The organism is Pollutimonas bauzanensis (genome assembly GCF_040393045.1).
Classification (GTDB): Bacteria; Pseudomonadota; Gammaproteobacteria; order Burkholderiales; family Burkholderiaceae_B; genus Pollutimonas; species Pollutimonas bauzanensis_A.
The window spans coordinates 23,060-35,320 of the sequence record NZ_JBEBUX010000028.1; the positions used below are offsets into that span (position 1 = coordinate 23,060).

Here is a 12,261-nt window from a genome sequence, read left to right on the forward strand (position 1 = left end):
CCTTGCTTTAAACAGGTGGAAGGGGGCGGCGCTTGCGCTGATCGTCGGTGGCAACGTAGGTAAGAATGGCTTCCGTGACTCTGACGACTTCCAGTTCAAGGCGCTGGCGCTCGGCAAAGACCTCTACCGACACGGTAATTGATGTCGTGCCGACCTTGATGATTTCTGCGTAAAAGCTAAGCAGGTCTCCTACGAAGACCGGCTGCTTGAACGTGAACGAATTGACGGCGATTGTGGCAACACGTCCGGCGGCTCGCCGGGTGGCCGGAATCGAACCAGCGATATCGACTTGCGACATGATCCAGCCGCCGAATACGTCGCCGTGGATATTGGCGTCGGCGGGTTGCGGCATAACACGCAAGACAGCATGGCTTTCTGGAGGAGGTAAAACAGTGCGATGGTTATCGATGCTCAAGGCGTATGGCTCCAGATTTTGATCGGCCTGCCAGGCAACGGCAAGGGGCAGACGGGATATGCTAAATGCCAGCTGCTTCTACAGGTATTTGCGGATCTGTAAAAGCAGCACGTAGCATTTTAACGATAAGTGCGCGCTTGTCCCATTAAACCTTTGTGAATGCTTGCAGCGGACGCCTTTTTTCTTAAGCTGGGGGCTCGGCAAGCCATTGCTTGGCCAGTTCCGCCCAGTAGGTGGCCCCCAATGGGATGAGTTCGTCGTTGAAGTCGTAATTGCCGTTGTGCAGTGTGCAGGGCCCCAGGCCATGGCCTGCCGAGCGATGCTCCCCCTGGCCATTGCCTATCCAAACGTAGCAGCCGGGCTTTTCTTTTAGCATGAAGGCAAAATCTTCCGCGCCCATTGATGGGCGCACGGTTTCATCGACCTGGTTGTCCCCGACGATTTGCTTGAGCACTTGAGCGCAGAAAGCCGCTTCCCGCGGGTGATTGACGGTGGGAGGGTACTTGCGGATAAAGTTGAATTCGGCCGTACAGTTCAGGGCCCGACTGGTGTATTCGGTGATTTCGCCCATGCGCTTTTCGATCAGGTCGAGCGTTTGATCGGAAAAGGTGCGCACGGTGCCTCGCAGCACGGCGTCGTTGGGAATGACGTTGTCGGCCGAGCCTGAATGGATCTGTGTAACGCTGAGCACAGCCGGATCAAGAGGGTCGCGGTCACGGCTGATAATAGTTTGGAAACTTTGCGCCAGTTGCACCGCCGCCATGACAGGATCCACACCCAGGTGGGGCATGGCGCCATGGGCTCCTTTGCCTTCAAGGCGAATTTCAAACGTATTGCTGGAGGCCATGACCGGGCCTGCAATAACGCCGAAAGTACCGGCGTCCATGCCTGGCCAATTGTGCATGCCGAACACGGCATCCATGGGAAATAGGGTGAACAGGCCGTCGTCTATCATGGCCTTGGCGCCACTGAACCCTTCTTCAGCCGGCTGGAATATGACATACACGGTGCCGTCGAAGTCGCGGTGTTCTGCCAAGTAGCGTGCGGCGGCAAGCAGCATGGCGGTATGGCCATCATGGCCGCAGGCATGCATTTTCCCCGGGTGCTTGCTGGCATGTTCGAAAGCGTTGAGTTCTTGCATGGGCAAGGCGTCCATGTCGGCGCGCAGGCCCAGGGCCCGGCCGTTCTGGGTTTTTCCTTGTATTGTGCCGACGACGCCAGTGACGCCGAGGCCGCGATGGACAGGTATGCCCCAGGATTCCAGTTTGCTGGCCACGATATCCGCTGTCCTGACTTCTTCGTAAGCCAGTTCGGGATGGGCATGGATATCGCGTCGAATGGCGGCGATTTCGGACTTCCATCCGACGATAGGTTCAGCTAATTTCATGATGGCGGGTCCTGTAGTATTCGTCGGGAAAACTTTACGCTTGTGACAGCGTATCATCAAACTACTGAAACGAAAAAGGGCCAGACAGCCCTGCCTACGCGAATGGAAGAGTCTCACCTGCATTTTTGCCCGGAAAACGCTACGACGGATATTGGGATCGAATCGTATACCTCATTGGTTGATATGCTCGATCAGGCATGCCGCAAGCACGGTTCGCGCCGCGCCCTGGTGTTCATGGGACATGATCTGCGTTACGAGCAACTTGACCGGAGCGCCGATGCGGTAGCCGCCTGGCTTTCCCGGCAGGGGCTGGCGCCGGGCGCGCGTGTCGCGCTGATGATGCCTAATGTGATGCCGTACATGGTGGCGTTACTGGGCGTATTGCGCGCAGGAATGGTCGTGGTGAATGTCAATCCTTTGTATACGGCACGCGAGCTCGAGCATCAACTGCGCGACAGTGGCGCCGATGCTATCTTTATTCTGGAAAACTTCGCGGCGACACTTGCCGCCGTACCCACCGAGGCATTGCCGCGCCGGGTCGTTCTGGTCTCGGTCGGAGATATGCTGGGGATCAAGGGCCATGCCATCAATCTTGTCTTGCGGTATATAAAAAGGGCAATCCCCGCTTATTCGCTTGCCGGCACCTCGCGGTTTGCGGCAGTTTTGCAAGAGGGGGCGAATCTTTCGTGGTCAAGGCCGCAAGTCTCCATGGATGATGTCGCGATCTTGCAGTACACAGGCGGCACGACGGGTACTCCGAAGGCGGCCATGCTTACGCAGCGCAATCTGGTGGCCAATGTGCTGCAGGTGCAGGCTGTGGCGCAGTCGGCGTTGGGCAAGCTGCCGGGTGAGCCCTTTGTTGTTCTTGGGGCTTTGCCGCTTTATCATATTTTTGCCTTGACGCTGTGCGGTTTGCTTGCCGCGCACACGGGCATGTGTACCGTGCTAATAGCCAACCCGCGTGACTCGGCCAGTGTCTTCCGGGCATGGCGGCGCGACCCCGTTCATATTTTTCCGGGCGTCAATACCTTGTTCAACAGCTTGGTGAATCGGGAAGGATTCGCCGCTTTGGATTTTTCCCGGCTAAGGCTGTGTTTGGGCGGAGGGGCAGCCGTCCAAAAATCAGTAGCGGATAAATGGCAAGCGATAACAGGCTTGCCGCTGATAGAGGGTTATGGGTTGTCCGAGACTTCGCCGGTAGTAGCGGCCAATCCTACCAATGCTACGAGCCATTCCGGCGATATTGGATTTCCGTTGCCGCTTACCGAGGTCATGCTGCTGGACGACCAGGGTCGGCAAGCGCCTCCCGGCGAGTCCGGCGAACTTGCCGTTCGGGGGCCGCAGGTCATGCTGGGCTATTGGCAGCGGCCCGACGAGACACGGGATGCATTTTCTGATGAGGGCTACTTCAAGACAGGCGATATCGCCGTCATAAGCGTCGAAGGGCGTTTGCGCCTGGTTGACCGGAAAAAAGACATGATTCTTGTATCTGGCTTCAATGTCTATCCTAACGAGATTGAAGAGGTCGTTGCCGAGCATCCGGGCGTGCTGGAATGTGCGGCAGTAGGCGTTCCGGATGGTAAAACCGGCGAGGCGATCAAGCTTTTCGTAGTTAAAAAAGACGCGGGACTCGATGAGCAGGCGTTGCGGGACTGGTGCCGCCGCTGCCTCACGGCTTACAAGCGCCCTCATTTGTTCGAGTTTCGGACGGAACTGCCCAAGAGCAATGTCGGAAAGATTCTGCGCCGGGCTTTGCGCGATGAGGCCTTGGCGGGCGCGCGGTAGGCGCGCCCGAACCCGTGCCGTGGTGTTAGCCTTTTTTCAGATGTGGCTGGATCATGGCATCCAGCGCCGGCGCGGTGTGTTGGTTTCCGGCGTACACGTATCCTTTGATTGGCCACGGGTCCTGGTGATGGATGTCTTCGCAAATGCCACCCGCTTCGCGCACGATGACTGCACCAGCGGCCACGTCCCATGGCGCCAGCCCCATTTCCCAATAGCCGTCGTACCGGCCACAAGCGACCCACGCCAGGTCCAAAGCGGCCGCGCCAAGGCGGCGCACGCCGCGTGTGTTGTTGATGGCGTAATCCAGCGTAGGCATATATTGTTCGGCGAAGGAGAAGTCGCGGAACGGGAACCCGGTGGCTACGACTGACTCGCTTAATACTTCGGTTTGCGAGCAGTGGATGCGCCGTTCGTTTAGCCAGGCACCCACGCCATGCATGGCGGTGAAGAGTTCTTCACGGTTCGGGTCATAGATTACGCCGATAACGGGCGTGTCGTGTTCTAGCGGCGTATCGCCTTCAACGATTGTGCCTGCATGGGCGATCAGGGCAATCGATACGGCATACTGCGGGATGCCGTGCAGAAAGTTGGTGGTGCCGTCCAGCGGGTCGATGTACCAGGTGGCTGCACCCGATGTCTGGCCGCCGCTTTCTTCGGCAACTATCCCAAGATCGGGCGTGCGCTCGCGCAATATTTCGATGACGGTTTCTTCCGCTTCGCGATCGGCCTGCGATACCAGATCATTGCGCATTTTCTTGTCAATGACGAGTTCGGCGCGGTTATGGGCATACGACTGTAAAATGGCTGCTCCAGCGTGTGCGGCGGTTACGGCCGCATCCAGGCAGTCGCTAAGTGGAAGACGGAAAGAGTGCATACTAATAAGTCCCGGTCAGCAAGAGCGTTGTCCGCTCGGTCAATCTTTATTGTACGTGACGATAATTTAATTTTTTTTAACGCTGCGCATGTCCGATAACTATATGCCTCTGGTGCCGGCCACGCTGGCTTTCAACGAGCATGGTACGCCGGTAAGCCGGGATTTCGATGACGTCTATCACCCCGAATGGGGTGCCCTGGAGCAAGCCAGAAGGGTTTTTCTTCCTGGCAATGGCTTGCCTGCGCGCTGGCAAGGCAAAGATTCCTTCACCGTATGCGAAACAGGTTTCGGGCTGGGCAATAATTTTCTGGCGCTATGGCAAGCGTGGCGCGACGATGCCCAGCGTCCGGCACGCTTGCATGTTGTTTCTTTCGAAGCCCATCCCTTTAGTGCGCGGGATTTATCGCTGGCGTTGGCCGGCCGCCTCCAAGAACCGGAAAAAACGCTTGCCGACCAATTGGTGGCGGCCTGGCCACCCTTGCTGCCCGGCTTGCACAGGCTGGAGTTCGAAGGCGGCAGGCTGACGCTCACGTTGGCGTTTGGTTCGGTTGCCCGGCTGGCTAATCAGGTATCAGCCTGTGTCGATGCCTATTTTCTTGATGGGTTTGCGCCGCGGGTCAATCCAGATATGTGGACACGCTCTTTATTCGGCCAGTTGGTACGCATGGCGAATGTGGGGGCGACTGCGGCTACCTGGTGCTGTACTGGCGACGTGCGGCGCGGTTTGCGCGATGCGGGTTTCCTGGTGACTAAAGAGCCAGGCTTTGGCGGCAAGCGTGAAATTACAGTGGCGACGTTGCGCCCCGGTATGGGCCGCAGCCCTAATCGGACCCTGCCTCGTCAGCCCGTGCTGGTTGTAGGCGGCGGCTTGGCGGGTGCTGGCGTAGCGCAGGCCTTGGCGTTGCGTGGTCACGACGTCACAGTGCTGGACCCGGCTTTTGCCCTAGGCCTTGGGGGCAGCCATCATGGTCACATTGCGGCAGCAATGACGCCAGTGATCACTCGCGATGACGATAGCCGCGCGAGGCTCAGCCGGGCAGGCGTAAGCCGCGCTCTGCAGCGCTGGCAGGGGCTGCCAGGCCAGGCACGGCCGTTGCTTTGCGGCACGATTGCGTTGGCGCGCGATGCGCAGCAAGAGGCTGATTGCCATAGCGCGCTCGAACATCTGGCCTTTCCCGCCGATTGGGTAACTTGGCTAAGCAGGGAACAGGCCTCGGAAAGGGCCGGGCGTGCGCTCTCTTGCGGCGGATTATGGTTCGCGCAAGGGCAGAAAGTTCAGCCGCAGGCACTGCTTGAAGCCTTGTTATGTCATCCTCGTATACACTGTATGGTTAATCAGGTGGAACAATTGCGGCCGGATGGCACCGGTTTGTGGCTGGCGATGGATTCCCGGGGCAAAGAATTGGCGCGTGGCGCGCAGGTGGTTTTAGCCAACGCTGCGCAGGCGACGGCGTTACTGGCTAGCATGCCGAACGCATCCAACTTGCCCAAGGTTGAGTCCATGTACCGACTTGCAGGCCAGGTTAGTTATTACTCCGGCACGGCGGTTGCGCCGCAGGTGGTTTTGGCAGGCGATGGTTATTGCCTTCCGCCTATTGAAGGGCGGTTTGTTGGCGGCAGCACTTATGGGCTCGATAGCGCACAAAGCTGCATAACGCAGCAGGGCCATGCTGAAGTCAGCAGGAAAGTGGCAGGCTTGCTGAATGTACCGCTTTCCGGGCTTGGCCGCTTGCCAGGGCTGGATGATGGCTGGGCGGGTTGGCGGGCGGCGGTCAGTGATCGGCTCCCGGTTATTGGGCCAATTGACGAAATGCCAGGCATATGGCTTGCTTGTGCTTATGGGTCGCGCGGATTGAGCTGGGCTGCGTTGGCTGGTGATGTCATTGCAGCTACGCTTGATCAAGAACCTTTGCCCTTGGAACGGGAGCTTTTACGCAGGATTGCCCCACGATAATTATTTTTTGCGGTTTTGAAAGGCGCATAAAGCCATGCGATTTTATTTTATAGCGCAAATCCGTCAAAATATTACCTTTTAAATGCTTTTTGGGCTTATGCCCCGAGGATTGCGCTGTGCCGCCCAAGTCTGACCTTGCTCACGTGACGCAACTTACTACACTCCAATTTCTGACATCGAAATCGACGCGAGCCGATTTCGATGTCCAGGACACCGAGCTGCTGCTTCAAGTAGAAGCGCATGCGCCAGGCGTTTATCGCTTGCGCTGCGGTCCTGCTGAATCGCTGCAGGCTGACAAGCATAGCGCCCGCGAGCGGGCTCATGCGGAAATGCTGCTTGCCCGGCAAGAGCCGGTGGGCGAGCTCGCCGTGTGTTCCATCCCCGAGCCCGTGCAATCGGGCTGGCGCCTGGAGCAGGGCGATATCGCACTGGAAGTCATGCGTTCGCCTTTGCAGTTCGCCTTGTATCGGGGTGACGATTGCATTTTGCGCACGCCGCCCGGCGCGACGTTGGCTTGCGGACGCAGCGGCGAAGCTACCGCATGGCGGTTTTCTGCCGAACTTGACGGCGACGATGCCTTGCATGGTCTGGGCGAGTCGGGTGGCGAGCAAGATCGCCGGGGCGATTTCCTGGTGTCCGACGCGCCTTCCGGGCGCTCGTTGCCGCTGGTCTGGAGCCCGAAGGGATGGGGCTTATATGTCAACTCGTTGCAACGGGTCGAGCACGACCTGGGCCGTGATGCCGCCGACCTATACGACACGATCATTCATGACGGCACTTTTGATTTGTTCATATTTGCCGGTGAGCCCAGTGAAATCCTGAATCAGTATACGGCGCTTACCGGTCGTGCAGGGCAACCCGGCCTTTGGCCCATGGGGGTCTGGCTGGATCAGGCACCGGGTCAGTCTACCGACGAGACGCTGCGTGTCGTTCAGAATTTCCGCGAAAACCAATGGGGCCTGGATGCCGTGCGTATGGCGGCGCCGGCGGTGTATGGTTTCCAAGCCGACAAACCAGCCTTTGAATGGTCCGTGGGCCGAGTTTCCGATTCGCGTGATTTGTTCGCCCGCTTTCAGGAATTGAATATTCAATTGGCCGCGCCGTCATTCCCCGGTGTGCTTTCCGACACGCATATGTTTGCCGAATGGGAAGATCGCGGCTGGCTGCTGATCAACGATGACGACGCCAATGCGCATGTTTTTCCCGGTAATGATGTTACCGGGGGGCAAAGTTTCGGTTTGCTCGACCTGACCAACAAAGACGTTTATAAGCTTTGGTCCGAACGCCAGCGTCAACTGGTCGACGAAGGCTTGGGCGCCACGGTATGCGACGCCCAGTTCGATATTCCGGATGGCATTACCGCGCGTGGCGGCGAGTCGGGTTCCCTCTTGCGCACGATTTATCCTTTGCTGGCCCGTCGGGCATTGTTCGATGCAACGGCCGGACACAAGACCCCTCAGGAAGGGGTGGTCTGCAGTACTGACCTGTTCCCGGCAGTCCAGCGATTTGCCTGGCAAACAGGGCCGCAAACCGGCAACGATTGGGCAGATCTCGAGCACACTTTGCGTACCGCCTTGTCGCTTGCTGACAGCGGTATTCCGGTACAAACACATAACCTGGGTTCGGCGGCGCATTCCACTGCCACCATGACGCCGGAATTGTATATACGGTGGCTCGCCATGAGCGTGTTTTCCGGCAATTTCAGCTTCCAGGGTATTCCTGCGTTGCTGCCGGATGCGTTCGATAGTGCTACTCGTGAGCTTGTCCAGCACTGGTTGCAATGGCGTTATCGGTTGATTCCTTACGTCTTGGGGATTATCGAAGACGCTGTCCGAACGGGCTTGCCTGTTCAACGGTCGATGGCGCTTGCATTTCCAGCCGATCCCATTGCTCAGGCGTGGGATACACAGTATTTGTTGGGCCCGGCTTTGCTGGTCGCCCCAATGTTGAAACCGGGTAATAAAGTACAGGTATATTTGCCAGAGGGCGATGCCTGGTGGGATCTGAATACCGGGTGGCGATACGAAGGCGGCACTACCTGGACGGTAGAGGCTGGCCTGGACTCTTTGCCCATTTTCGGACGCGAAGGGCACATGCTGTGTCTAGGGCCTACCGCGCAGCACACTGGCGACTTTAATTCGGCCCGCATCCTTGACGAAGTCTGGATGTTTGGTATGCCCGAGCATAGCCCTGTCGTGATGCGCAATAAGATACGCGTCATGCAAATGCAGGGTTCCAGCTATATCAAAGGCCTGGAAGGCTTGCGTATCTTGCCGGCAGAAGGGCTGGAAGTGAAGCGCCGTGGGGCCGAGGTGCGTATTTCACGCGCACGTTAAGCTTCAAAAGCAAATCACCCAAGGGAGGCCGCAAGCCTCCCTTTTTTTATTTGTCTGGATAACGGGAACGCGGGCGTCGCAGGTGGTATCTAATGCGGTAACTCACTCATTTTCGGTCGGATCATGGCTCTTGCTCTTGTAAAGTCCATCGATGGGCAAAGCATCGATGCCCAATTGGCCCAGCGCATCGCGATGAAGGATGGCGCTGCGCTGCAGGTACTGATGCGCCGTTATAACCAGCGACTTTATCGAGTCGCCCGCAGCATTTTGCGCAATGATGCTGATGCAGAGGAGGCAGTGCAGGAGGCGTTTTACAAGGCCTACCAGGGGATCTCCGGATTCCGTGGTGATTCCAGTCTGTCGACTTGGCTGACCCGGATTGTCGTGAACGAATCAACCCGGCGTTTGCGCAAGATAAATCGTCTTTCCACTTGGCTGGAGTTCAACAACGAAGCAGAGCGCGACACTGTCGCAGTGGCAACGACTATGGATGATTTTTCATCGAAACAGCCCGAACGCCTGCTTGCCGGCAGGCAGACCCGGCACTTGCTTGAAGAGCGTATCGATCAGCTCCCCGATTTATTTCGATCTGTTTTTGTATTGCGCGCGGTAGAGGAGTTGACCGTGGACGAAACCGCCCTGAGCCTGGGAATACCAGCCGCGACGGTACGTACTCGATATTTTCGCGCCCGCAAGTTATTGCGCAAGTCTTTGCAGGCCGACACGAGCGCCGATTTGAGCACGGCATTTTCTTTTGCTGGCGATCGCTGTGACCGGATTGTGGCCGCCGTCATGGCACGCTTGGATAAAGCAAAAGCGCAGATAAACATTTGACGATTTCAAGTGCAGTCCTACAAGGAGAAGTGCCATGTCGTTTCTAGCTTTTGTTCATAATCCAGAAACCCGCGATGCCCGCCGGGCTTTTTTGGGCCAGTCCGGCTTGCTGCTGTCGGGCGCTGCTGTAGCAATGATGGCGGGACGCGACGTCTTGGCCAAGGGCAGAGGCAAGGATTCCGCCGCGTCGGATGTACGTATCTTGAATACGGCTTTGGGAGCTGAGTTGGAAGCGATTGCGGCCTACCAGTTGGGGGCGGAAAGCGGTTTGTTGCAAAAGCCGGTGCTAGACCTGGCACTGACATTTCAAGGCCAGCATAAAGAACATGCCGAACTCTTGTCTAAGACGGTACATACGCTTGGCGGCAAGCCCGTGTCAGCCAAGGAAAAATATACATTTCCCGTGGAGACCCTGAAGTCGCAGGCGGATGTCCTGCGTTTTGCCGCTATGCTTGAAAAGGGTGCTGTCAGTGCATACTTGGGCGCCGTGCCGGTCTTTGATAACCGCGACTTGGCCAAAGCTGCGGCCAGCATACTGGGTGACGAGGCCATGCACTGGGCTATTTTGCGTAACGCCCTTGGGGAGCCCCCTGTTCCTTCGGCTTTTGTGTCATGAAGTGCGCTCAATGCCTGCTATTGCTAGCGGCGAGCTTCTGTACGTGGGGCGGATTCGGTATCCAGTCCGCCCGGTCACAAGACCTTGGGCCGGGTGATACCGTGCGCGGCGAGGCGGTTTATTCGCGTTGCCTTGCCTGCCACGCCTTGGCTTACGATCGTACCGGGCCCCGGCACTGCGGCCTGTTCGGCCGGCAGGCGGGTACGGTGCCGGGTTTTGCATATTCCCAAGCCATGAAGAATTCAAAGATCATCTGGGACGAGAAGACTTTGAATGTGTTTTTACAGAATCCCATGAAAGTCGTTCAGGGAACATCGATGGGGTATGCGGGAATACCGGATGCGCAAGAACGGATCGATCTGATTGCCTATTTAAAAAAAGAAAATGCATCGCCGGATTGCCCGGCTCGTTGATTTCGTCCTTTTTTGTTTTTGAGACATCAGGGCAGTGCTACCTCAATGACCATGTCTGGATTGAAGGCGGCGTTTTCATTAATGCCGTCTTTGGCATAGCCGCGGGGATTGCAAACAACGCGAGTACCGTTGACCAGATAGTCAAAGCTGTCATGCGTATGGCCATGTATCCAGAGCGCAGCGCGGTCAGATCCCAGCAGGTATTCGCTATTCGACACAAAGCAATTGTTGATCAGCGAGCCTTCGAATCGGGGATGTATGCTTTTGGGTGATGGTGCATGGTGTGTGATAACAACAGTAGGGCCGTCGAATCGTTGGCTAAGTTTGTCTTGCAGCCAGATGCGGTTGGCGTTGAATAGCGCTTCCATATCGGCCGGCGAGAAAGCATGAGCCGGCGAAGAGCCCGTTTCGATGCGGACAAAGTCTCGTATAAACGCCAAGGCCTCAGTAATGGCTTGTTGGCGCGTCGTGCCTGGGCCGTACAGGTTGAAGTCAGACCACAACGTAGAGCCTAGAAAACGTACGCCGTGAAGCACAATTTCGTTGTTGTCCAGAATATGTATGTCCGTGCCTACAGCCAATTTTCGTAAATTGTCTAACGTGCCGTCTATGCTGCCACCGTAGAACTCATGGTTGCCGGCGACATAAAGTACGGGCTTGCTGAAACCGCCAGCCCATTCAAGCGCTTCCTTCGGACGGGCAATATCACCCGCCAGCACAATAATATCGGCATCTGTCTGGGGGATAGGCAATCCTTGGCGGCTTAAATGAAGATCGGACAAGATGTTGAGTCGAACCGTTTTACGTGTGGACATAATGGGTGTATTGGCTTCTTGGTTAGGGTGATTTGACACAGGTATTAAATAACGTCATAATCTCGTTCTTCGGTCGGGTCGTTAGCTCAGTTGGTAGAGCACCGGACTTTTAATCCGATGGTCGCGCGTTCGAGTCGCGCACGACCCACCACCGATCTTTTTTTAAAGAAAACCAGCCTATATGGCTGGTTTTTTTTATTGATTTTGCCATAAGCTATTGATGACTGTAGTTGGTTGGATTTCGTTCATGATTTTCCGTGCCTTCTATATTTCTTTTTGATATGCAATTGCGCAAAAATCGACCATACGGTTATGTTAAATTATGACACCATTGCGGTTTAATGACGTCGCAGTTTTCTATAAGCCAACGTTTTGATTCTTCTAGAAAATATCCATAAAACCTATGCATCGCCCGGACGTGTCTCGCACGCGCTGGCGGGGGTGGATTTGCACATCAAGCAGGGCGAGGTCTTCGGCATTATTGGGCGTTCCGGTGCAGGCAAAAGCACCCTGATACGCATGCTTAATCTGTTGGAAAGGCCTACGCAGGGCGAGGTCTGGGTGCGTGGCCAGAATATTACGCAGCTTGGCGAGTCGCAATTGCGCAGTTTCCGGCACGGCGTCGGCATGGTCTTCCAGCATTTCAATTTATTGCGCTCCCGCACTGTTTTGGACAACGTGTGTTTTCCTTTGCGGTTGGCTGGCTTGAAACGTGCCGCGCAGCTTGAGCGGGCCCACGAAGTATTAGCCTTGGTCGGATTGACTGACCACGCCAAAAAATACCCCCGGCAATTGTCAGGCGGCCAGCAGCAACGCGTCGGCATCGCGCGGG

11 protein-coding genes and 1 tRNA gene are annotated in these 12,261 nt (G+C 56.6%); 8 read left to right on the forward strand and 4 right to left on the reverse strand.

Features of this window, described 5'->3' with window-relative positions; translation table 11 throughout:
* Positions 1-7: 7 nt before the first annotated feature.
* Positions 8-352 (reverse strand): acyl-CoA thioesterase, encoded by a 345-nt coding sequence (locus ABWO67_RS06500; RefSeq protein WP_353149252.1) that lies wholly within the window; start codon positions 350-352, stop codon positions 8-10.
* A 247-nt stretch (positions 353-599) separates the two neighbouring features.
* A complete protein-coding gene (locus tag ABWO67_RS06505) occupies positions 600-1,802 on the reverse strand; it encodes a M20 aminoacylase family protein (protein WP_353149221.1) in 1,203 nt (400 codons plus the stop codon).
* A 102-nt stretch (positions 1,803-1,904) separates the two neighbouring features.
* Here ABWO67_RS06505 and ABWO67_RS06510 point away from each other — a divergent pair, with 102 nt between their 5' ends.
* The gene (locus tag ABWO67_RS06510) at positions 1,905-3,587 is read left to right on the forward strand and encodes an AMP-binding protein (protein WP_353149224.1); all 1,683 of its coding nucleotides are present in this window, start codon (positions 1,905-1,907) and stop codon (positions 3,585-3,587) included.
* 25 nt (positions 3,588-3,612) lie between these two features.
* Here ABWO67_RS06510 and ABWO67_RS06515 read toward each other — a convergent pair whose 3' ends face one another.
* Positions 3,613-4,461, reverse strand: coding sequence for an inositol monophosphatase family protein (locus ABWO67_RS06515; RefSeq protein ID WP_353149227.1), 849 nt, complete (start codon positions 4,459-4,461; stop codon positions 3,613-3,615).
* Positions 4,462-4,549: 88 nt separating this feature from the next.
* Between ABWO67_RS06515 and mnmC the strand changes: the two genes are divergently transcribed.
* The 5 genes from mnmC (at position 4,550) to ABWO67_RS06540 (ending at position 10,614) form a co-directional block, all read left to right on the forward strand.
* Complete coding sequence (gene mnmC, locus ABWO67_RS06520; RefSeq protein ID WP_353149230.1) at positions 4,550-6,415, forward strand: bifunctional tRNA (5-methylaminomethyl-2-thiouridine)(34)-methyltransferase MnmC2/FAD-dependent 5-carboxymethylaminomethyl-2-thiouridine(34) oxidoreductase MnmC1; 1,866 nt, start codon at positions 4,550-4,552, stop codon at positions 6,413-6,415.
* 116 nt (positions 6,416-6,531) lie between these two features.
* Positions 6,532-8,751 carry a glycoside hydrolase family 31 protein gene (locus ABWO67_RS06525; protein ID WP_353149233.1) on the forward strand — a complete coding sequence of 740 codons (2,220 nt, stop codon included), beginning with the start codon at positions 6,532-6,534 and terminating at the stop codon, positions 8,749-8,751.
* Between the two features lie 123 nt (positions 8,752-8,874).
* Complete coding sequence (locus ABWO67_RS06530) at positions 8,875-9,585, forward strand: RNA polymerase sigma factor (RefSeq protein WP_353149235.1); 711 nt, start codon at positions 8,875-8,877, stop codon at positions 9,583-9,585.
* Positions 9,586-9,619: 34 nt separating this feature from the next.
* A complete protein-coding gene (locus tag ABWO67_RS06535; RefSeq protein WP_353149237.1) occupies positions 9,620-10,201 on the forward strand; it encodes a ferritin-like domain-containing protein in 582 nt (193 codons plus the stop codon).
* Complete coding sequence (locus ABWO67_RS06540) at positions 10,198-10,614, forward strand: c-type cytochrome (protein WP_353149240.1); 417 nt, start codon at positions 10,198-10,200, stop codon at positions 10,612-10,614. Before ABWO67_RS06535 ends, ABWO67_RS06540 begins: the two co-directional genes overlap by 4 nt.
* Before the next feature lie 26 nt (positions 10,615-10,640).
* On the opposite strand, the gene ABWO67_RS06545 is transcribed toward ABWO67_RS06540, so the two are convergent.
* On the reverse strand, positions 10,641-11,429 hold the full coding sequence (locus ABWO67_RS06545; RefSeq protein WP_353149243.1) for a metallophosphoesterase: 789 nt from the start codon (positions 11,427-11,429) through the stop codon (positions 10,641-10,643).
* Positions 11,430-11,504: 75 nt separating this feature from the next.
* On the opposite strand from ABWO67_RS06545, the gene ABWO67_RS06550 reads away from it, so the two are divergent.
* Together ABWO67_RS06550 and ABWO67_RS06555 are read left to right on the forward strand one after the other, a co-directional pair.
* A tRNA-Lys gene (locus ABWO67_RS06550) sits at positions 11,505-11,580 on the forward strand.
* Positions 11,581-11,801: 221 nt separating this feature from the next.
* Positions 11,802-12,261 (forward strand): ATP-binding cassette domain-containing protein (locus ABWO67_RS06555; protein ID WP_353149246.1); only part of this gene is annotated, 460 nt, incomplete at its 3' end.